Source organism: Klebsiella sp. TF21-TM, from assembly GCF_019753495.1.
In the GTDB taxonomy this organism is placed as follows: Bacteria; Pseudomonadota; Gammaproteobacteria; order Enterobacterales; family Enterobacteriaceae; genus Klebsiella; species Klebsiella quasipneumoniae.
The window spans coordinates 162,085-183,569 of the sequence record NZ_JAIJYL010000010.1 but is presented as its reverse complement, the minus strand read 5'-3'; the positions used below and the strand labels follow the sequence as shown (position 1 = coordinate 183,569).

The following is a 21,485-nucleotide window of genomic DNA, read 5'->3' as shown; positions in this document are numbered from 1 at the left end:
CGTAGGCCGGGCAAGGCATAGCCGCCGTCCGGCCTAAACGATTAGCGGCGAACCGGCGCGTCACCAGCGACATAATACGCCGCCGTGCTGCGCGGCAGCGGCTGGCGGCCGCGAATGGCGTCAGCCATCTTCTCGCCGATCATAATGGTGGTGGCGTTCAGGTTGCCGGTGATGATCTGCGGCATAATTGACGCATCGACCACCCGCACTCCTTCCAGACCGTGGACCCGGCCTTCGCCGTCGACCACCGCCATCTCGTCGTAACCCATCTTACAGGTCCCGCACGGGTGGAACGCGGTCTCGGCGTGGTTGCGCACAAACTCATCCAGCTCGGCATCGCTCTGGCAGTCAATACCCGGGCTGATTTCGCGGCCGCGATACTTATCCAGCGCCGGCTGGTTCATGATCTCCCGGGTGATGCGAATGGCGTCGCGGAACTCCTGCCAGTCCTGCTCATGGGACATATAGTTAAACAGGATCGCCGGATGGGCGTGCGGGTCGCGCGACTTCAGACGCACGTGGCCGCGGCTGGGGGAACGCATCGAGCCGACGTGGCACTGGAAGCCGTGCTCTTTCACCGCGTTGGAGCCATTGTAGTTAATCGCCACCGGCAGGAAATGGTACTGAATGTTCGGCCAGGCGAACTCTGCGCGGCTGCGGATAAAACCGCCCGCTTCAAACTGGTTGCTGGCGCCGATCCCGGTGCCGCCGAACAGCCATTCGGCGCCGATCTTCGGCTGGTTCCACCACTGCAGCGCCGGGTAGAGCGACACCGGCTCTTTGCACTCGTACTGCAGGTACATCTCCAGATGGTCCTGCAGATTCTCACCCACGCCGGGGAGATCGTGCACCACCGGGATATCGAACTGCCTGAGCAGCTCGGGGTTGCCGACGCCGGAGCGCTGCAGGATCTGCGGCGAGGCAATCGCCCCGGCGCACAGCAGCACCTCTTTGTTGGCCGTCGCTTTTGACGGGATAGTGCTTTCCCCCTCCAGCCACTCGACGCCCACCGCGCGCTTGCCGGAAAAAATAATGTGATCGGTCAGCGCATGGGTGCGGATGGTCAGGTTGGGGCGACCGCGCGCCTGGTCGAGATAGCCGCGGGCGGTGCTGGCGCGACGGCCCTGCGGCGTCACGGTGCGGTCCATCGGACCAAAACCTTCCTGTTGGTAGCCGTTGAGATCGTTGGTGCGCGGATACCCCGCCTGCACCCCGGCTTCAACCATCGCCTCGAAGAGCGGATTATTGCCCGGCTTCGGCGTGGTGACGCTCACCGGGCCATCGCCGCCGTGATAGTCGTTGGGCCCGATATCGCGGGTTTCCGCTTTCCGGTAGTAGGGCAGGCAGTCGAGATAGCTCCAGTGTTCCAGTCCAGGGGCGGCGGCCCAGTTATCGAGGTCCAGAGCGTTGCCGCGAATGTAGCACATGCCGTTAATCAGCGAGGAGCCGCCGAGCCCTTTGCCGCGCCCGCACTCCATGCGGCGGTGGTTCATATAGGGCTCCGGTTCGGTCTCGTAGGCCCAGTTGTAGCGTTTGCCCTGCAGCGGGTAAGCCAGCGCGGCGGGCATCTGGGTGCGGAAATCGAACCGGTAGTCCGGGCCGCCGGCCTCCAGCAGCAGGACGGTGGTGTTTGGATCTTCAGTCAGTCGTGTCGCCAGAACGTTGCCGGCGGAGCCGGCGCCAATAATGATGTAGTCAAATTGCAAAAAAACCTCCCGGTTAAAATATGGACTGGAATTTACCCATCTCAACCTGGATGGACTTCACCTGGGTGTAACTCTGCAGGGTCATCACGCCGTTCTCGCGGCCAATACCGGAGTGCTTATAACCGCCGACCGGCATCTCCGCCGGGGATTCCCCCCAGCTGTTGATCCAGCAGATGCCGGCTTCCAGCTGATGAATGGCGCCGTGGGCGCGGTTCAGGTCGGCAGTGACGATACCCGCCGCCAGACCGTAGTCGGTATCGTTGGCGCGGCGGATCGCTTCTTCTTCGGACGCGTAGGTGAGGATGGACATCACCGGGCCGAAGATCTCCTCGCGCACGATGGTCATCTCATCGGTGCAGTCGGTAAACACCGTCGGGGCCACCCATGCGCCGTTGTCAAAGCCTTCGCCCTTCAGCACGTCGCCGCCGCACAGCAGGCGCGCGCCTTCTGCTTTGCCTTTGGCGATGTAGCGCAGCACATTGTCACGGTGCGGGAAGCTGACCAGCGGGCCAAAGTTGGTGGTTTCATCGAACAGATCGCCCGCGCGGATGCGGCCCACGCGCTCAACGATTTTCTGCTCAAACGCCGCCTTAACCTTCGCGGGGACGAACACGCGGGTGCCGTTGGTGCACACCTGGCCGGAGCTGAAGAAGTTGGCCATCATGGCGATGTCGGCCGCGAGATCGAGATCCGCATCGTCGAAAATAATCAGCGGCGATTTACCGCCCAGCTCCATGGTGACCTCTTTCAGCGATGAGGCTGCGGAGTTGGCCATCACCTTTTTGCCGCTGGCGACGCCGCCGGTAAAGGAGACTTTAGCGATGCCCGGATGTTCAGTCAGGTACTGGCCGGTCTCCGCACCCACGCCCGGCAGGACGTTAAACACCCCGTCCGGCAGGCCCGCTTCGCTGTAAATTTCCGCCAGCCTGAGGGCGGTGAGCGGGGTGACTTCGCTCGGTTTGAAAATCATTGCATTGCCGGCGGCCAGCGCTGGCGCCGATTTCCACAGGGCGATCTGGATCGGATAGTTCCACGCGCCGATCCCGGCCACCACACCCAGCGGTTCGCGGCGGGTGTAGACGAACGACGTCTCGCGCAGGGGGATCTGACTGCCTTCCAGCGCCGGGATCAGCCCCGCGTAATACTCCAGCACGTCGGCGCCGGTGACGATGTCCACGGTTGAGGTTTCGGAATACGCTTTACCGGTGTCGAGGGTTTCCAGCTTTGCCAGCTCGTCGTTCCGCTCGCGCAGGATATCGACGGCGCGACGCAGGATGCGCGAGCGTTCCATGGCGGTCATCGCCGCCCAGATTTTTTGCCCGCGCCGCGCGCTCTCAACGGCGCGGTCGACATCCTCGCGTCCGGCAGCCTGAACGGTCGCCAGCACCTCGCCAGTGGCAGGGTTGATGGTCTCGAAGGTGCGACCGCTGGTGGCCGATGTATAACCACCATTAATATAAAGCTGCTGTTCTGCCATTCGGGACATAACGCCTCCTCGGTTATGGGTTCGGTAAATGCTGACGAATAAAGTGGCTGGTCAGCGACTGCGCCAGCGTCTTATCCAGCGGTTTGCCGCTGAGCGCCGCCCGCAGCCACAGGCCGTCTATCAGCGCCGCCAGCCCGTAGCCGGCCTCCTGGGCCTGCTCGCGCGGCAGCTCGCGGCGGAACTCGTACACCAGGTTTGACAGCAGGCGGCGGCTGCTCACCTGCTGCAGGCGGTAGAGCATCGGCTGGTGCATGCTGCTGGCCCAGAAGGCCAGCCAGGCCTTCATCGCCGCGCTGCTGATCTGCGTCTCATCAAAGTTGCCGCCGACTATCGCCTGCAGACGCTCTCCGGCGCTGCCGTCCGGCAGGGCGTGCAGACGGTTAAGCACCGCGTCGCGCAGCTGGCTGGTGATGTCGCGCATGGTCGCTTCCAGCAGACCATTTTTGTCTTTGAAATAGTGACTGATGATCCCCGTCGATACGCCCGCCCGCCGGGCGATCTGCGCGATGGTCGCGTCGTGCATTCCGACTTCATTTATTGCGTCCAGCGTGGCGTCGATCAGTTGCCTGCGCCGGATTGGCTGCATCCCCAGTTTGGGCATTTTTGCCACTCCATTCATCAGCGTTGGTTAACTATTAAAGCGGTTTTTGATTGGACGTTCAATATAAAATGTGTCTTAATTGTTACGTTATTGAATTTTAATAGTTACAAAAACAGTGGGGATACTGGATGACAGATCTTTCGCAAAACAGAGAAAAGGACAAAATCAATCCGGTGGTTTTTTATACCTCGGCCGGACTGATTTTGTTGTTTTCCCTGATGACGATCTTTTTTCGCGATTTTTCTGCCGAGTGGATTGGGCGCACCCTGGACTGGGTGTCGAAAACCTTCGGCTGGTACTATCTGCTGGCGGCGACGCTGTATATCGTCTTCGTCGTCTGCATTGCCTGTTCGCGCTTCGGCTCGGTGAAGCTCGGGCCGGAGCAGTCTAAGCCCGAGTTCAGCCTGCTGAGCTGGGCGGCGATGCTGTTCGCCGCCGGGATCGGCATCGACCTGATGTTCTTCTCGGTCGCCGAACCGGTGACGCAATATATGCAGCCGCCGGAAGGGGCGGGGCAGACCATCGAGGCGGCGCGCCAGGCGATGGTGTGGACGCTATTCCACTACGGACTCACCGGCTGGTCGATGTATGCCCTGATGGGCATGGCGCTAGGATACTTTAGCTATCGTTATAATTTGCCGCTCACCATCCGCTCGGCGCTCTATCCTATCTTCGGGAAAAAGATTAATGGCCCCATCGGCCACAGCGTCGATATCGCGGCGGTGATCGGCACCATCTTCGGCATCGCCACCACCCTCGGCATTGGCGTGGTGCAGCTCAACTACGGTCTGAGCGTGCTGTTCGATATTCCTGACTCGCTGGCGGCGAAGGCGGCCCTGATAGCGCTGTCGGTGATCATCGCCACCATCTCGGTCACCTCCGGGGTGGACAAGGGCATCCGCGTGCTCTCCGAGCTGAACGTCGCCCTCGCGCTGGGGCTGATCCTGTTCGTGCTGTTCATGGGCGATACCTCCTTCCTGCTCAATGCGTTAGTGCTGAACGTCGGCGACTACGTCAACCGCTTTATGGGCATGACGCTGAACAGCTTCGCCTTCGACCGCCCGGTGGAGTGGATGAACAACTGGACGCTCTTTTTCTGGGCGTGGTGGGTGGCCTGGTCGCCGTTCGTTGGCCTGTTCCTGGCGCGCATTTCGCGCGGGCGCACCATCCGCCAGTTTGTGATGGGCACCCTGATTATTCCGTTCACCTTTACCCTGCTGTGGCTGTCGGTGTTCGGCAACAGCGCGCTGTATGAGATCATCCACGGCGACGCGGCCTTTGCCGGGGAGGCGATGCTCCACCCGGAGCGCGGCTTCTACAGCCTGCTGGCGCAGTATCCGGCGTTTACCTTTAGCGCGTCGGTGGCGACCATTACCGGTCTGCTGTTCTACGTCACCTCTGCCGACTCCGGCGCGCTGGTGCTGGGAAACTTTACCTCGAAGCTGAAGGACATCAACAGCGACTCCCCGAACTGGCTGCGCATCTTCTGGTCGGTGGCTATCGGTCTGTTGACCCTCGGGATGCTGATGACCAACGGCATCTCGGCGCTGCAGAACACCACGGTGATCATGGGGCTGCCGTTCAGCTTTGTGATTTTCTTCGTGATGGCCGGACTGTATAAGTCCCTGAAGGTGGAAGATTACCGCCGGGTCAGCGCCAGCCGCGACACTGCCCCGCGCCCGCTCGGCCTGCAGGATCGGCTGAGCTGGAAGAAGCGCCTGTCGCGGCTGATGAATTACCCGGGCACGCGCTATACCAAACAGATGATGGAGACGGTGTGCTTCCCGGCGATGGAGGAGGTTGCCCAGGAGCTGCGGCTGCGCGGCGCCGCGGTGGAACTGAAGAGCCTGCCGCCGGAAGAGGGCGAGAACCTTGGTCACCTCGATCTGCTGGTGCACATGGGCGACGAGCAGAACTTTATCTACAAGATCTGGCCGCAGCAGTACTCGGTGCCGGGCTTTACCTATCGGGCGCGCAGCGGGAAATCCACCTATTACCGGCTGGAGACCTTCCTGCTGGAGGGCAGCCAGGGTAACGACCTGATGGACTACAGCAAAGAGCAGGTGATCACCGATATTCTCGACCAGTACGAGCGGCACCTGAACTTTATCCATCTGCACAGGGAAGCGCCGGGGAACAGCGTGATGTTCCCGGATGGCTAGTCAGGGGAGCCCCCGTCGGGGAAAGACTGACGGGGGCGACGGGCCGTTACTGGTAGTTAAAAGCGTCCGGGTGGTTGTCGAGGCTGCCGCTGAGGGCGGCAAACAGCACGGTTTTGCCATCAATGGACAGGGCGTCGCTGACGTTAAGCCAGGTCAGCTTCTCCTGGTCGGTTTTTTCATCGACCACCGAGTATACGCCTGACATCTGTTTGGTTTTTTCCGACCAGATCACCGCGATACGCTCATGGCCGCAGTCGTGGGGTTTGCAGGCGCTTAACACCTGCCAGGATTCGCTACCCAGCTTCACCGTCTGCGCCGGCGACCCGGTGCCGCCGGTGGTCACCCAGGCGGGCAGCTGATGGCCTTTGACCATCTGGTTAAACGACGCCCGGGTGGCGGTATCGTGGGCCAGACTGTTCAGCGTGACGTCGCCTTGCGCCATGACGCTGGCGGAGGCGGCTAAGGTGATAATAGCGGTAAGCGTTTTAAACATGTTTCCTCCTGGACTTATTCCGTCCTCATAACAAGCCTCTTTATAGTGAGCGTAGATAATGATTAATGCAAACTATGACATAAATCCCGTGAATGATTAGCAGCGGTGCGCGCATGGACGTTACGCTAAGCGATATGCCATGATGCGGATTGATTAAAATTTTCCAATATATGCCCTTGTGATAAAGCAGTTAGCGAAATGGCATAGTTATTCAGGCGATAAAGCATGGCGTATGTGAATCATCTACTGACGTTTATTGAGAGTAATCCGGCGCTGGCGGTGGGATTTAACCTTATTCTGCTGCTGCTCTCTGGCATATTTGCCCACCTTTTATGCAAGTTCTTGCTGATTAAAGTGGTGCGTAAGGTCTTCTTTGGTAGCCATAAACAGGACGTGCCGCTGGAGAAGGATCGACGCATCGCCGAAAAGCTGTCCAATTTCATTCCGGTTATTATCGTCTATTACGTTCTGCAGTTTATGCCGGCGATGCCGGCATCGCTGGTGACGGCGATTAATACCATCTGCGGGATCTTGTTTTTTATTTTTATGTCGGTGTTTTTCAACGAGATGCTGGATATTGTCAACAGCTCTTATCTGCGAAAAACCAAACGTAAAAATCATTCCATTAAGGGCTATATCCAGATAGGCAAAATCTTAGTCCACATCCTGGCGGCGATTATGATCCTCGCCGTGATGTCGAACAAATCGCCGATCATTATTATCTCCAGTCTGGGGGCGGTGGCGGCGGTGCTGATGATCGTCTTCCAGCATACCCTGCTGTCGCTGGTGGCGAACGTTCAGCTGTCGTCCAACGACGTGCTCCAGCTGGGGGACTGGATTGAAATGCCTGACAAGAACCTCAGCGGTGAGGTGACGGATATCGCGCTGCACACCATTACCATCCGTAACTGGGACAATACCATTTCCCGTATTCCCACCAAGAATTTCCTCACCGAGACCTATACCAACTGGCAGGCGATGTTCTCCTCCGGGGCGCGGCGGATCATGCGCAGTATCGCCATCGATCAGCACTCAGTGCGTTTTCTCAACCAGGAGATGCTCTCCTCGATGCTGACCATCCGCGGGGTAAGCGAGCCTCTGACCACGCTGCTTGACGGTCGGGATCCCGGCGGCGTGGCGGACCGCTGGTTTGTCGATAACGGCCTGACCAACCTGACCCTGTTTCGCCACTACCTGATGCACTATCTCGCCGAGCGACCGGATATTATTAAGGAGATGTATATTGTGGCGAGGACGCTGAAACCGTCGCCGTCGGGCATCCCGTTAGAGATTTACTGCTTTACCTCTTCGACGCTGTGGAAAGACTACGAGAATACCCAGTCGGCGATATTTGAGTACATTACCGCGGTGGCCGGGCAATTTTCCCTGCGCCTCTATCAGTATCCCGCCGGGCACGATTTCTGGCGTCTCTCCCAGGAGCACGCCGCCCGGGCGGGCCTGCCGCCGTCGGCGGAAGGCTAAGCGCTGAGCTGCTGGCGCCAGAGGGCGATCTCCTCCTCCAGCCAGGCGATGAACCGGGCGACTTCCGGGCGGTTCTCCGCCTGCGGGGAGACGGTCAGCCAGTAGTGCCAGGGGTAGGGGACGGTGACGGCGGTGAGCTGCACCAGCTCGCCGCGGGCTATCGCCCCCGCCACCAGCGAGCGCCGCTCCAGCGCCACGCCCGCTCCCAGGCGAACCGCCTCCAGCACCAGGTTGGAGTCGTTCAGGCGCAGGCCCGCAGGGATGATTGTCTTTTCCAGCCCCGCCTGGCTGCACCAGGCGTTCCAGGACTCCATGGAAAAAACGATATCGCTGGCGGCGATCGCCTGCGGGGTGGTCGGCAGGTCGCCGCCGCGATAGTGCGGCGCGGCCACCACCAGCTGTTCATCGGCAAACAGATGTCGGCTTTCCATCCCCTCCCAGTCGCCTTGCCCCATGCGAATGGCCAGATCGATACCCTCCTGCTGCAGGTTAACCACCGCCAGGCTGGTCAGCAGGCGCACCGCGATCTGCGGATGCCGCGCCTGAAAGCGCGCCAGCCGCGGCAGCAGCCAGTGGCAGCCAAAGGAGGGGAGCGTCGCCAGGGTCAGTTCCATCGTGCGGGGTTTGATCTGCACCATCCGCGTGGCGTCGGCGATGTGCTGTAACGCCTCGCGGATTTGCAGGGCATAGAGCCGCCCCTCTTCCGTGATGCGCACCCCGCGGCCGTGGCGGACAAACAGTGTGACGCCGACCAGGGCTTCCAGCTGTTTGATGTGCTGGCTGACCGCCGAATGGGTCACGCTCATCTCATGGGCGGCCTGCGTCACGCTGCCGAGGCGCGCCACCGCCTCAAAGCTGCGCAGGCTGGCGACAGGGGGAAAATCTGCCATGGTCATCTCTCTTGTCAGGGGGGCAATACGTTAACGTTACTACCGGGTTAGCGGGTTTTAAAGCCGCCGCGAGCAGACAGTGGACGGGCTTCAGGCGCTCTCAGTCGGTATAACACAGGGGAGACAGGCGGACTATCCCGTGGCGCCAATTTGTTAGTTTTTCTAACCTTTGCGGTAAGCATCCCCTGATATTCGCGGGGCGGGTTTTCCAGTAAGGTAAGCCAGCAACCCCTTTATCGCAGGCAGGAGTGACGATGAAACTCATTGGTATGATGGATTCACCTTATGTAAGACGCGTGGCGGTTTCTCTGGCGCTCTATGGCGTGGAATTCGACAGCCTGCCGCTGTCGGTCTTTAGCGGCTTTGATAAATTCTCCCGTATTAATCCGGTGGTCAAGGCGCCGACGGTGGTTCTCGATGACGGGACACAGCTGATGGACTCCACGCTGATCCTCCAATATTTCGAAACGACCCATCCCGCTGGACGCCGGCTGCTTCCCGCGCATCCCGAGGTGCTGGCCCGCGACCTGCACCTGCTGGGGGTGATCCTCGCCGCCAGTGAAAAAGCGGTCCAGCATGTTTATGAGCACCGTCTGCGGCCGGAGGAGAAGCAGCATCAGCCGTGGATAGCCCGGGTGACCGGTCAACTGCTCGCCGCCTGTCGGGAATGGGACGCCCGGCTGGCAGACCGCGTTGCCGCCGCGCAGCCGGACCAGGTGTTGGTCACCAGCACGGTGGTCTGGTCCTTTATCCAGTTGATGATCCCGACGGTGGTGCCGGCAACGGCGTTTCCGCATATCCGCGCGCTGGCGGAGAAAGGAGAGGCGCTGCCGGCGTTTCAACAGTATCCCCTGAGTTAACGGCGGGGATGGCGAGGGGCGCCGCAGCGTGGCGCCCTGAAGCAGGAGAGGATCACCAGCAGACAAACCCGCCGTCGACCACCAGGTCTACGCCGGTGCAGAACGAGGCGGCGTCGCTGGCGAGGAACAGCGCCGGGCCGGCCATCTCTTCCACCTTCGCCATCCGCTGCATCGGCGTCTGGCTTTCAAACTCGCGGGTCTGGTGCACCATCTCCGGGCGGGTATTCATCGGCGTGGCGGTATATCCCGGGCTGATGGAATTGACGCGGATCCCTTTGTCCACCCACTCCATCGCCAGGCTTTTCGACAGATGGATCACGCCGGCTTTGGAGCAGTTATAATGCGCCTGGTCGAGGCCGCGGTTAACGATAATCCCCGACATCGAGGCGATGTTGATAATCGACCCGCCGCCGGACTCCAGCATCAGTTCCGCTTCCGCTTTGCAGGAATTCCACACCCCGGTGAGATTGATATCGATCACCCGCTGCCATTGCTCGCTCTCCATCGCCAGCGCCGGATTGGCGTTGGCGATCCCGGCGGCGTTGACGGCGATGTCGAGGCGGCCAAAGCGGCTTTTGGCCAGCGCGACGGCGGCGCGCAGGTCGGCCAGCTGGCGGACGTCGCCGGTGTAGGCGCAGGCCTGGCCGCCGATAGATTCAATATGACTGACCGTTTCCGCCAGCCCGCCGTCGTCGCGAAGATCAAAACAGACCACCCGCGCGCCGGCGCTGGCGAGACTGCAGGCGATAGTCTGGCCAATGCCGCTGCCGGCGCCGGTAACGAAGGCGACACGATCCTGCAGGCTAAACAGCTGTTGTGCAAAGTCTTTACCGATCATAATGATTATTCTCTTCAATATAGTGTCGAACGTCGGGAGCCTGACGTCCCGGATAGCGGCGCGTCGCGCCTAATCCGGGCTACCGTGCTCAGGACATAATCAAACCGCCATCGATATTAATGGTCTGTCCGGTGAGATAGCGGGCGTCGTCGGAGGCGAGAAACGCCACCAGGCCGGCGACATCTTCCGGCTTGCCGGCGCGCTTCATTGGAATGCCCTCGACCCACTCCGCCATCAGCTCGCCTTTGCCGTAGCGCTTCTGCTCGGTGCTGAGAATTTCGCCCCACACGCGGTCGTTGTAATCCCACATTTCGCTTTCAATAATGCCCGGGCAGAAGGCGTTGACGGTGATATTCCACGGCGCCAGCTCGTGGGCCAGGCTTTGGGTAATGCCGATCACGCCCATCTTGCTGGCGGCATAGTGCGGGGTGTAGATGAAGCCCTGACGCCCCTGGCCGGATGAGGTGTTGATCAGGCTGCCGTGGTTCTGTTTCACCATATATTTGGCCGCCTCGCGGCAGCATAGCCAGACGCCGGTGGTATTGACCGCCAGCACTTTCTCGAAATCGGCTTTTGGCATCCGATCGTAGTAATCAATGGTGATGACCCCGGCGTTCTGAATCGAGACGTCAATGGTGCCGAAGCGGGCGGCGGCCTGCTCATACAGCCCCTGCACCTGGGCTTCGTCGGTGACATCGACCTGCAGCGATAAAATATCCGCCTGATAGCGCTGACGCAGGGTTTCGGCGGTCTCATGAACGCGCTCGGCGTTGGAGACCATCACCAGGTTTGCGCCGTCGCGGGCGAAGCGCTCGGCAATACCCGCGCCAATGCCGCGGCAGGCGCCGGTGATCACCACCGTTTTGTTCTGGAAATCTCGTTGCATATTTTTTCCCTTTCGCTGAGCCGGGCACCAGGCCCGGCGGAAGATGTGAATCGTTGCCGGTTAGCTGGAGGTGGCGCCGTTGGGGGGGAGGGCGGCCAGTTTCTCCTCATGGCGGCGCATCAGGATGACCTTGCTCTGCAGCTTCTGCTGGAACTGGTCGACGACCACGGCGGTAACGATCACCACGCCTTTGATCACCATCTGCCAGAAGTCGCTGACGCCCATCATCACCATGCCGTCGGCAAGGAAGACGATCACGAAGGCGCCGATAATCGAGCCGGTCACCCGACCACGGCCGCCGGCCAGCGCGGTGCCGCCGAGCACGGTGGCGCCGATGGCGTCCATCTCAAACATGTTGCCGGTCATCGGGTGCGCGGTTTGCAGCTGTGATGCGACGATCAGGCCGACAAAGGCCGCGCACAGGCCGGAGAAGGCATAGACGAATATTTTCGCTTTCACAATCGGCACGCCGGCGAGGCGGGCGGCGGACTCATTGCCGCCGATGGCGTAGATGTAGCGGCCAAGCGGCGTTTTGGTGGTCAGCCAGTAGCCCAGCACCAGGAAGCCGATCATCAGCCAGATGGGAAGATAGACGCCGAGCAGAGTGCCGGAGCCGAGGGTGGCGAAACCGGTGTTGCCCAGCGCTTCCATACCGTTGAGATTCGGGTAGGTGCTCCCGTCGTTAAACAGCAGCGCGGAGCCGCGGGCGACGTACATCATGCCTAAGGTGCAGATAAACGGCGCCACGCCGAAGCGGGTGATCACCGCGCCGTTCACCAGGCCGACCAGTACGCCGAAGATCGCCACGCAGAGGATCACTTCCGGGACGTTAAAGAAGAGGATGTCGCCGTTCCACAGCGGCAGGCCGTTGGTCAGCAGCGCGCCCGCCACCATGCCGCAGATCCCCGCCACCGCGCCGACGGACAAATCAATGCCGCCGGTGAGAATGACCAGCGTCATGCCGATGGCCAGCAGGCCGGTGATTGCCACGTGCTGGGTCATGATCAGCAGGTTAGAGGCGGTCAGGAAGTTGGGTACCATCACGCTGAAGAATGCGATCACCAGCAGCAGGGCGATAAAGGTGCGGGCCTTCAGCAGGTACATATAAATCATATATTTCTGGTTCATGATGGATTCCAGCCTGATTAATCTTGAGGTGTTGAAGCCGCGATTAACTGTTCGCGGGTCACCGCATGACGCGGTAGATCGGCGGTAATGCGGCCATCGGCCATCACCAGGATGCGGTCGGCCAGGGCCATCACCTCATCCAGCTCTGAAGATGAAAACATCACCGCCAGCCCCTGCTGGGCCATTTTGCCGATCAGGTGATAGACGTCGGTTTTCGCGCCGACGTCGATGCCGCGCGTCGGTTCGTCGAGGAACACCACCTGCGGTTGGGTCATCAGCGCTTTACCCAGCACCACTTTTTGTTGATTACCGCCGCTCAGCGAGGTGATGGGCAAATTGGCGTCGCTGACCTTGATCGCCAGCTGCTGGATCATCGTTTTCACGCAGGTCTCTTCTTTTTGCGGATTCAACCAGCGCCAGGCGCGGCGAAACCCCTGCAGGCTGAAATCAGAGAGCGTCATGTTGGCCTGAATCGACATCATCTGCACCACGCCTTCGCCCTGGCGGTCCTCCGGCACCAGCGCCAGCCCCTTTTTCAGACGCTGCTGAAAGCGTGATTTGCCGATGCTTTCGCCGTTGAGATGCACCTCGCCGCGCTGGCAGGGCATCAGCCCCACCAGACCTTTAAACAGCTCGGTGCGTCCGGCCCCCAGCAGGCCGTAAATGCCGATCACTTCGCCTTTGCTAAGAGTGAAGGTAACGTCATTGAGCTTGTAGCCGCCGCTGGGATGCAGCGCGGTCAGCCCCTTGACGTCAAGCACCGCGTTGCCTTTTGGCGCCGGTTGATAATCAAAGTGTTTTTTCTTATCGCCGACCATCTGCTCAATGATCCACGGCACGCTGGCGTCGCTGACGTGACGCTCGCTGATAAAGCGACCGTCGCGGAAAATGGTGATGTTGTCGCCGATCTCCATCAGCTCTTCGAGGCGATGCGAGATATAGATAATGGTCACCCCGCGGCGCTTAAGCTGCGCGATCACCTTGAACAGCACTTTCACCTCAGACTGGCTGAGCGCCGAGGTGGGTTCGTCCATGATCAGCACCCGGGTGTCTTTCGACAGCGCGCGGGCAATCTCGACTAACTGCTGGTGGCCGATACCGAGTTCGCCCAGCGGGGTGTAGGGATCGACATCCAGCTCCAGTCGCTCCAGCAGCGATTTGGCCAGCGCGTACTGGTATTTTTCGTTGATGCGTCCTTTCTGAAAGAATTCATTTGCCATGAAGATGTTGTCCATCACATTCATATTGGGAAATAAATTCAGCTCCTGGAAAATAATGCTGATGCCGAGTTTTTCTGCCTGATGAGTCGAATGTAATGAAACCGCTTCGCCATCGAGAATAATTTGCCCGGAGGAGGGCGTTTCCACACCGGCAAGCATTTTCATCATGGTGGATTTACCCGCACCATTTTCTCCGATCAGCACGTTGACCTTATTTCGATAGACCCGGTAATTGACATTATCCAGGGCGGTCACGCCGGGATAGACGCGTGACAGGCCGCGGGTTTCGATAATCACTTCGGACTCAGCGGGCTGGGGAGCGACGAGTTCTTGCGGCGCCATATTATTGCCCCCCCGCGTGAACGATTTTCGCCGGGGTAATTTCCGGGAGAGTTGGCGGAATATCCCAGGCCGAGAAGACGCCGTAGACCTCCACGCTGTCGCCGGTTTTGAGGTTGGCGGTCTGAATCATTTTGACCGCCTGGCTGTTGATATTCTTGCTGTACTCGCCGAACAGCACCTGGTCATTAAAGTCCTGATAGCTGGCGCCGCTGTAGCCGTCGCGCAGCTGGGTGCCGCGCAGGGTGGGGCCAATCTGTACCGTCACCTTGCCGACACTGGGGTCGGACAGGGTCATCTTGCCGCTGCGCGAGGCGGTATCGAGTTTGCTGACGGTTCCTGAAACCTTGACGTAGAAGATGCAGGGGTTTTCGTCCTGCGCGCGGTAGCCGAGGGTTTTGCAGGCGCTATCAATGTCTTTTGCCGCCTTGAGCGCGCTCATCAATTCCGCCGCCGGGCGCGCTTTCGTCACCACCTGCGGTACGATGCTCTGCTGCCAGGTTTTATCCATATTTGCCATATGCGGGTTGGGCGGCGATTTCAGGTCTGCCAGCTCCTGCTGCGAGACGATGCGACAGCCCCCAAGCGCCAGCACGGCCAGCGTCAGACAGGTTTTCTTAAACATAATGCTCTCCTCTGCGCCCCCGCAGGGGCGCAACCACCCGAACTCAGGACTTAATGTTGAAATCCTGGACTTTATCGGCGTTATCCTGAGTAATCAGGATGCCGCGGAACATCACGCGCTGTTTAGCCGGCTTTTCGCCTTTTTGCAGGTAATTATCCAGATCGGTGACGCCCTGAGCGGCGATGGCCTGCGCCTGCAGCATCACGGTCGCCTGCAGGGTGCCGGCCTTCACGGCGTCGCGCTCATCGTTGCTGCCGTCGATGCCGACGACGATCACATCGCTGCGGTTGGCCGCCTTCAGCGCCGCAATCGCGCCGAGGGCCACCGGCCCGTTGCCGCAGATCACGCCTTTCACGTCCGGGTGAGCCTGCAGAATGCTGTCCATGATGCGCTTGCCGTCGATCAGGGTCCCTTTGGCATCCTGTTTGGCTACGCTGACCATATCCGGATACTGGTCAATGACCTGATGGAAAGATTTAGAACGGGTGACGCAGTTATTATCGGCGAGGTTGCAGGTCAGCTCGGCGTATTTGCCTTTCTCCGCCATCTTCTCGACGAAGACGTTGGCGACCTCGGAGCCGGCCTGGAAGTTATTGTGGGTAATTTGTTCCAGCGCCACATCATCAACCGGAATTTCACGGTTAATTAAGACCACCGGAATGCCGGCTTTTTTGGCCTTTTCAATGGCGGCGACGCTGGCGGTGGAGTCGGCGTTATCAAGAATAATACCCTGCACCTTTTTACCAATGGCGGTGTCGATAAGCTCATTCTGCTTTTTGACATCTTCGCCATGGGACAGCACGGTGGTTTTATAGCCGAGAGCTTGCGCTTTTTCACTGGCGCCTTTGGCTTCCGAGGCGTAATACGGGTTATCCAGCGAGTTGACCATGATCATTATGGTGCCTTTCTCCGCGGCGTGCGCGGCAAAGGATAAGGCGGTCAGGGTAGCAGCGGTTAAAAGGGTTTTACGTAATTTCATGACTCTGTTCCTGTATTTTTATATTCGAACAAATGAGCCCCTGAGCGGGCAGGCTTTTACGGTCTGAAATTTCCCCTGAATACATTCAGGGATAGCGATATCGTTATGGGCCGGGTTTCTCCTGTGATAAGTGAATGCATGTCGTCGCGCAGTCTGGCGGTCAGGCTGGCGAGTCCGGTTTCCATAATGTTCGGTCGACCGCATGGCGCCACTCCTGCCAGCGCGTTTGCAAGCGCTGGTGGCGGGCCATATCGGGCTGAAAGGTGCTGTGTTCGGTTAAGAAGGCCTGCAGGTCGGCGGTCGACCCCGGATGGAGCGCTTTGCGCGCCAGCAACGCCGCGCCGATGGCGGACAGCTCCGGTACGTCGCTGCGCATCACCGGGCAGCCGAGCAGATCGGCCTGGTATTGCATCAGCCAGTCATTGTTGGTCGGCCCGCCGTCCACCATCAGCGCCGTCAGAGTGAACTCTTCATGTTGCCGCATCGCCACCACCACGTCGGCAATCTGATAGGTGATGGATTCCAGCGCCGCGCGGATCAGATGCGCGCGTTTCACCCCGCGACTCAGGCCGCAGATCACGCCGCGGGCGCTGTCGTCCCACCAGGGGGCGCCGAGGCCGGTCAGCGCCGGCACGAAGTACACCCCGAGGGTCGAATCAACGGAGGCGGGAAGGGTGTTCAGCTCATGGGCCAGCTCGGCGGCAGAGAGCTCGCTCAGGCCAGTGCTGTCCGCCATCCAGGCGACGGCATCGCCGGTGTGGGGAATATTACCTTCCAGACCCCACACCAGCTGGTCGCCATCGTGCCAGGCGACAGTGGTCGCCAGCGCCTCGATATCGCACTGCGCCGATTTGACTGGCGCCATCACCGATGAACCGGTGCCGTAAGTGGCTTTCACGCAGCCCGCTTCGCCGAGCGCGTGGCCGAACAGCGCCGCGTGGGAGTCGCCGATCATCGCCATAATGGGAATACCGTCCGGAATGGCGGCCAGCCCTTTGGTATGGCCGAAGAGGCCGCTCGACGGTTTAATTTCTGGTAACGCCGCGCGCGGAATGCCGAACAGCGCCAGCATCTCGTTGTCCCACTCGCCGCGGTGCAGATTCAACAACTGGGTGCGGGCGGCATTGGAGTAGTCGCAGCAGAAGGCGTCTCCGGCGGTCAGATTCCACAGCAGCCAGCTGTCGATGGTGCCGAGGCAAATCTCGCCGCGTTCGGCGCGCAGGTGGCCATCGGCAGTCGCATCCAGCAGCCAGCGCATTTTGGAGGCCGAGAACAGCGGGGCGATTGGCAGGCCAGTGGCCTGTTTAATCCGCTGTTCCTGACGATCGTGACGCAGCGTGTCGCAGAACGCGGCGCTGCGGGTGCATTGCCAGGTGATGGCCGCGTTAATCGGTTTGCCGCTGTCGCGATACCAGCCGATGGCGGTTTCCCGCTGGTTGCTGATGGCCAGCGCGGCGACGTTTTCCGCGCCGACGTGGGCTATCGCGCTGGCGATCACCGCCAGCGAGGCGGCCACCAGCGCCTCGCCCGACTGCTCCACCCAGCCGTCGCGCGGCGTTTGGATCGCCAGCGGCTGCGAGAATTTGACGATAACCTTACCCCGGCTATCCAGCACCACCGCTTTGGCGTTGGTGGTGCCTTCATCCAGGGCAATGATGAACTCTTTTGCTGTCGCCTGCATCGTGCTCTCCTCGGTCACCCGGTGTCCTGGAACAGCGGAGACGGGATCTTTTCCACCGTCTCATGCGTCTACGCAGGCCATGATGTGACATTTCGTTATCATCTTTTTAATCACTGAATATATATTCGATAGTGATTATTTATTTGATACCTTAAGCCACAAACCCGGTGACGGGCTACCGGAAAAATCATCAATTGTGCTGGCAATCACATTTCGCCGATCGGCAAAAGCGGCGGCAGGCGGCTGGGTTGGTTGACTAAATTATTGAATTTAAATGTATTAGCAGAGCCAGCCCTGAGGTTAAAAAAGCACGTCAGGGCGGCAGAGAGGAAAAATAGCGCGGCAGGTTAGTCGCTGACCAGCATGCGGGCGGTAGGATAATCGGTGATTAAAACGTCAATGTAGCCGCCGGTAAGGGCGCCTTTGATGGCCGCGACTTTGTCAGTGCCACCGGCCAGCGCGACGACGTTAGGGCATTTTTTGACCTTTTCCAGCGCCATGCCGATCACCGGATCTTCATCATCGCGTAACACCGGATGGCCGTTTTTGTCGTAGTAGTGCAGGCAGATATCGCCCACCGCGCCGCGCGCCGCCAGCACCTGCAGCATATCTTCGTGATAGTAGTTCCCGGAGGTTTTCAGCAGCTGGGAGGGTTCGAGAATGCCGATGCCGACGATGGCGATATCCACCTCGTCAAAGCGCGACACCACGTCCGCGACGTCCTTGCTGGCCAGCAGCCGGTTGCGCTCCTCCATGGATCCCTCAATGCTCTGCGACGGCAGCAGCCAGGCGTCGCAGTTCAGGCGCTGGGCGAGGGTCTGGGTAAGAATCGTCGCCTGCACGTTACCGTTGGGCCCGACGCCGCCGAGCAGCTGGATCACGCCGCTGGCCTTCAGGTTCTGCGCATGAACTTCATCGACCATCGCGCGAATGGTTGAGCTCCAGGAGGAGACGCCAATCAGATCTTTTGGCCGCAGACGGGTTTCCAGATAGTGGGCGGCGGCGGAGCCAATCGCCCGCTTAATGGTGTGATCGCTGGCCTCTTCTTCGGTATCCACCACCACCGCCTGCTTAAGACCGTAGCGATCCTCAAGCCCTTTTTCGAGCTTCAGAAAAATGTTTGACGGCTGTACGACGCTGATTTTGACGACGCCCTCTTTCTGGCAGCGGGTGATGGCGCGGGAGACAAATGACTGTGAGAGCGAGAGAAGTTGGGCGATATCAGACTGCTTTCGTCCTTCCAGGTAGTAAAGCGTGGCAATCTTAACCAATAGCCGTTGTTCATCCTGCTTAGCCATATTAATCCTCGAAAATCATTTATCGCCTGTGTTCAGGCGCTTAGCGGCAGCCATTTTATTTAGGGTATAGAGGCTTCTATCATACGCGAAAAAAAATCACACTTAAGTGTGACAGGCGTCTAACTTTTGCCAATCCTCAAAATCGACTATGGACAAAAACAAAACAGCCAGGTCATAATCGAATAAAGAATCATCATTGAATATATATTCAAGGCGATTTCAAGTCAATGTGTTTCTCCGGGCTAAGTCCGGAGCGGGAGGCAGAATGTTCCTGAGTAGGGCGCTGTGGCAGAAGGCTTACCACCCGGCATAGGGATATCTGGTTTTTTTAGTTCTTTCTGGAATAAATATTCCATGCTGAAAATAAATTCAGAGGTGTGAAATGAATCCCTACAGATTTGATATTCAGACGCTGGAGCGTAAAGCCCGCGCGGTGCGGCGCCACATTGTGCGCTTAAACGCCAATAGTCCGGCCGGCGGCCACACCGGGGCCGACCTTTCGCAGGTCGAACTGTTAACCGCGCTCTATTTCCGGGTCCTCAACGTGGCGGCGGATCGGCTCGACGACCCGCAGCGCGATATCTACATCCAGTCGAAAGGCCACGCAGTGGGCTGCTACTACTGCGTCCTGGCGGAAGCCGGCTTCTTCCCTGTGGAGTGGCTGGAGACTTACCAGCATGCCAATTCCCATCTCCCTGGCCACCCGGTGCGGCAGAAAACGCCGGGTATTGAGCTGAACACCGGCGCGCTGGGCCACGGTTTGCCTGTTGCGGTGGGGCTGGCGCTGGCCGCGAAGAAAAGCAACAGCACCCGCCGCATTTTTTTGATCACCGGCGATGGCGAACTGGCGGAAGGCAGTAACTGGGAAGCCGCCCTGGCGGCGGCGCACTACGGGCTGGATAACCTGGTCATTATTAATGATAAGAACAACCTCCAGCTGGCCGGGCCGACGCGCGAAATCATGAATACCGATCCGCTGGCCGACAAATGGCGCGCCTTCGGCATGGAGGTCAGCGAATGCCAGGGTAACGATATGGCCTCGGTGGTCGCGGCCATCGAGGGGCTGCAGCAGAAGGGTAAACCAAACGTCATTATTGCCAACACCACGAAAGGCGCGGGGATCTCCTTTATCCAGGGGCGCCCGGAGTGGCACCACCGGGTGCCGAAAGGTGAAGAGATCGCTCTGGCGCTGGAGGAACTGAAAGATGAGTAATGCAGAACACCTGGCTAACGTCATGGTCGAGGCCTTTATCGCCGCCGTGGAAAGCGGTGTCGATCTGGTGCCGGTGGTGGCCGACTCCACGTCGACGGCCAAAATCGCCCCCTTTATTAAGCAATTTCCCGGCCGGCTGGTGAACGTCGGCATCGCTGAGCAGAGTATGGTCGGCACCGCCGCCGGTCTGGCGCTGGGCGGCAAAGTGGCGGTGACCTGTAACGCCGCGCCGTTTCTTATTTCGCGGGCCAATGAGCAAATCAAAGTGGATGTCTGTTACAACAACACCAACGTGAAGCTGTTTGGCCTTAACGCCGGGGCCAGCTACGGTCCGCTGGCCAGCACCCACCATGCGATTGACGATCTGGCGGTGATGCGCGGCTTCGGCAATATCCAGATCTTCGCCCCCTCCACGCCGCGCGAATGTCGGCAGATTATCGACTATGCCCTTGCTTATCAGGGGCCGGTCTATATTCGCCTCGATGGCAAGGCGCTGCCGGAGCTGCTTGACGAGTCGTATCGCTTTGTTCCCGGCGCCGTGCTGACTCTGCGCGAAGGCGAGGACGTCGCACTGGTGGCGACCGGTTCGACAGTGCATGAGGTAGTGGAGGCGGCGCAGCAGCTTGCCGACCTCGGCGTTCAGGCGAAAGTGGTCAGCGTGCCGTCGATCCGCCCCTGCGATACCGCCGCGCTGCTGGCGGCGCTGAAGCCGTGCAAAGCGGTGATCACCGTCGAAGAGCATAACGTCAACGGCGGGCTGGGCAGCCTGGTGGCCGAGGTGCTGGCGGAAGCGGGCGTGGGCATTGCCCTGCAGCGGTTGGGGATCCCGGACGGGGAGTACGCCGCCGCCGCCGATCGCGGCTGGATGCGCCAACACCACGGGTTTGATGCCGCCGCCATCGTCGCCCGGGTGCAAAACAGGGGCTGATGGTCTGAACGCCCGTCGCGTGAAGCGCGGGCGTTTACTGCTGCAATGCGCAAAACGTGACGATCTGCTCCTCCGACGCTGTCCAGTACAGCGGATAGCGTTGCCCCGCAAACCGAAGCGCTAAGGTGCTTACCGTTATTTCCACGATCTGAAAATCGGTGAATCCCAGCGCGCGCTGGCCTGCCGTCGGCGTCGCCTTAAACCCACTCTCTTTCGCCGAAAAGGCCAGCGTCAGCGCCAGCGGGAAGGGCAGGCCGCTGTGCAATAGCACCTTTTTTTCCGCCTCGTTGATAATGCTGCTCTCCAGCTCCGCCGCCAGCTGTGGAGTAAACCGGCGCTCGATGTCGACGCCTACCGGCCGGTCGGCGACCACCGCCAGCGCGCGCTGGCCGCAGTGGCTGATACTACCGAACCAGGGCGCGGGCCACAGCGGCTGGCGCCGATCGCCAATCGCGGGAGGCTGTTTTTCTCCCACCTCGCGCAGGGCGTACACCGCGGCGATGCGCCCGGCCAGGTGCTCCGCCTGCCGCTTGCGGCTCCAGCCGCTCAGGCTGGCGTGATAGGGCAACCACAACAGATCGGCAGCCTGGAAAGTCGCCGGGTCGAAGTCGATGTGCTGCAAGCGATAGCCGGCCAGCGGCAGGGTGGAGTGAAGAATGCGCATAAGGCA

The 21,485-nt window shown here is 59.9% G+C and carries 19 protein-coding genes and 1 pseudogene; 6 read left to right on the top strand and 14 right to left on the bottom strand.

Going from position 1 to position 21,485, the window contains the following annotated elements; all coding sequences use genetic code 11:
* Window positions 1–41 precede the first annotated feature (41 nt).
* From betA to betI, 3 genes are read right to left on the bottom strand one after another with little or no spacing between them, the layout of a single operon-like run.
* Entirely contained in the window at window positions 42–1,706 is a 1,665-nt protein-coding gene (gene betA / locus K5R89_RS12280) for a choline dehydrogenase (protein WP_217259373.1), read from the bottom strand.
* 13 nt (window positions 1,707–1,719) lie between these two features.
* Window positions 1,720–3,192, bottom strand: a complete 1,473-nt coding sequence (gene betB, locus K5R89_RS12275) for a betaine-aldehyde dehydrogenase (protein ID WP_132134088.1) — start codon at window positions 3,190–3,192, stop codon at window positions 1,720–1,722.
* Between the two features lie 13 nt (window positions 3,193–3,205).
* Complete coding sequence (betI, locus tag K5R89_RS12270; RefSeq protein ID WP_023288759.1) at window positions 3,206–3,793, bottom strand: transcriptional regulator BetI; 588 nt, start codon at window positions 3,791–3,793, stop codon at window positions 3,206–3,208.
* A 128-nt stretch (window positions 3,794–3,921) separates the two neighbouring features.
* Between betI and betT the strand changes: the two genes are divergently transcribed.
* Entirely contained in the window at window positions 3,922–5,955 is a 2,034-nt protein-coding gene (gene betT, locus K5R89_RS12265) for a choline BCCT transporter BetT (RefSeq protein WP_023288760.1), read from the top strand.
* A gap of 46 nt (window positions 5,956–6,001) precedes the next feature.
* Here the strand turns inward: betT and ivy are convergent, their stop codons facing one another.
* On the bottom strand, window positions 6,002–6,448 hold the full coding sequence (gene ivy, locus K5R89_RS12260; protein WP_048334336.1) for an Ivy family C-type lysozyme inhibitor: 447 nt from the start codon (window positions 6,446–6,448) through the stop codon (window positions 6,002–6,004).
* A 225-nt stretch (window positions 6,449–6,673) separates the two neighbouring features.
* Here ivy and K5R89_RS27435 point away from each other — a divergent pair.
* Window positions 6,674–7,094: pseudogene (locus tag K5R89_RS27435) on the top strand (hypothetical protein).
* Window positions 6,995–7,930 (top strand): mechanosensitive ion channel family protein, encoded by a 936-nt coding sequence (locus K5R89_RS27430; protein WP_306064786.1) that lies wholly within the window; start codon window positions 6,995–6,997, stop codon window positions 7,928–7,930. Before K5R89_RS27435 ends, K5R89_RS27430 begins: the two are co-directional and overlap by 100 nt.
* Here the strand turns inward: K5R89_RS27430 and K5R89_RS12250 are convergent.
* Window positions 7,927–8,820 (bottom strand): LysR substrate-binding domain-containing protein, encoded by an 894-nt coding sequence (locus K5R89_RS12250; protein ID WP_023288763.1) that lies wholly within the window; start codon window positions 8,818–8,820, stop codon window positions 7,927–7,929. The two genes, K5R89_RS27430 and K5R89_RS12250, sit on opposite strands and share 4 nt — an antisense overlap.
* A 254-nt stretch (window positions 8,821–9,074) precedes the next feature.
* Here K5R89_RS12250 and K5R89_RS12245 point away from each other — a divergent pair, with 254 nt between their 5' ends.
* Window positions 9,075–9,680: a glutathione S-transferase family protein gene (locus tag K5R89_RS12245; protein ID WP_217259374.1), complete on the top strand. Its 606-nt coding sequence runs from the start codon at window positions 9,075–9,077 to the stop codon at window positions 9,678–9,680.
* Between the two features lie 52 nt (window positions 9,681–9,732).
* Here K5R89_RS12245 and K5R89_RS12240 read toward each other — a convergent pair whose 3' ends face one another.
* The 8 genes from K5R89_RS12240 to K5R89_RS12205 form a co-directional block, all read right to left on the bottom strand.
* Window positions 9,733–10,518, bottom strand: a complete 786-nt coding sequence (locus tag K5R89_RS12240) for an SDR family oxidoreductase (RefSeq protein ID WP_023288765.1) — start codon at window positions 10,516–10,518, stop codon at window positions 9,733–9,735.
* A gap of 88 nt (window positions 10,519–10,606) precedes the next feature.
* Window positions 10,607–11,404, bottom strand: a complete 798-nt coding sequence (locus K5R89_RS12235; RefSeq protein WP_002893589.1) for an SDR family oxidoreductase — start codon at window positions 11,402–11,404, stop codon at window positions 10,607–10,609.
* A gap of 60 nt (window positions 11,405–11,464) precedes the next feature.
* Window positions 11,465–12,532, bottom strand: coding sequence for an ABC transporter permease (locus K5R89_RS12230; protein WP_023288766.1), 1,068 nt, complete (start codon window positions 12,530–12,532; stop codon window positions 11,465–11,467).
* Window positions 12,533–12,549: 17 nt separating this feature from the next.
* The gene (locus K5R89_RS12225) at window positions 12,550–14,094 is read right to left on the bottom strand and encodes a sugar ABC transporter ATP-binding protein (protein ID WP_023288767.1); all 1,545 of its coding nucleotides are present in this window, start codon (window positions 14,092–14,094) and stop codon (window positions 12,550–12,552) included.
* A gap of 1 nt (window position 14,095) precedes the next feature.
* Window positions 14,096–14,716 (bottom strand): DUF2291 family protein, encoded by a 621-nt coding sequence (locus tag K5R89_RS12220; protein ID WP_032455053.1) that lies wholly within the window; start codon window positions 14,714–14,716, stop codon window positions 14,096–14,098.
* A gap of 43 nt (window positions 14,717–14,759) precedes the next feature.
* Complete coding sequence (locus K5R89_RS12215) at window positions 14,760–15,695, bottom strand: D-ribose ABC transporter substrate-binding protein (RefSeq protein ID WP_023288769.1); 936 nt, start codon at window positions 15,693–15,695, stop codon at window positions 14,760–14,762.
* 160 nt (window positions 15,696–15,855) lie between these two features.
* Window positions 15,856–17,376: an FGGY family carbohydrate kinase gene (locus K5R89_RS12210; RefSeq protein ID WP_110243922.1), complete on the bottom strand. Its 1,521-nt coding sequence runs from the start codon at window positions 17,374–17,376 to the stop codon at window positions 15,856–15,858.
* A 347-nt stretch (window positions 17,377–17,723) separates the two neighbouring features.
* Complete coding sequence (locus K5R89_RS12205; RefSeq protein WP_002893602.1) at window positions 17,724–18,674, bottom strand: sugar-binding transcriptional regulator; 951 nt, start codon at window positions 18,672–18,674, stop codon at window positions 17,724–17,726.
* Window positions 18,675–19,056: 382 nt separating this feature from the next.
* Here K5R89_RS12205 and K5R89_RS12200 point away from each other — a divergent pair, with 382 nt between their 5' ends.
* Both K5R89_RS12200 and K5R89_RS12195 read left to right on the top strand, forming a co-directional pair.
* Window positions 19,057–19,887 carry a transketolase gene (locus tag K5R89_RS12200; protein ID WP_032455056.1) on the top strand — a complete coding sequence of 277 codons (831 nt, stop codon included), beginning with the start codon at window positions 19,057–19,059 and terminating at the stop codon, window positions 19,885–19,887.
* A complete protein-coding gene (locus K5R89_RS12195; protein ID WP_032455057.1) occupies window positions 19,880–20,815 on the top strand; it encodes a transketolase family protein in 936 nt (311 codons plus the stop codon). The genes K5R89_RS12200 and K5R89_RS12195 overlap by 8 nt, the downstream gene beginning before the upstream one ends.
* Window positions 20,816–20,849: 34 nt before the next feature.
* Here K5R89_RS12195 and entD read toward each other — a convergent pair whose 3' ends face one another.
* Window positions 20,850–21,479, bottom strand: a complete 630-nt coding sequence (gene entD, locus K5R89_RS12190; RefSeq protein WP_110243921.1) for an enterobactin synthase subunit EntD — start codon at window positions 21,477–21,479, stop codon at window positions 20,850–20,852.
* Window positions 21,480–21,485: the final 6 nt, after the last annotated feature.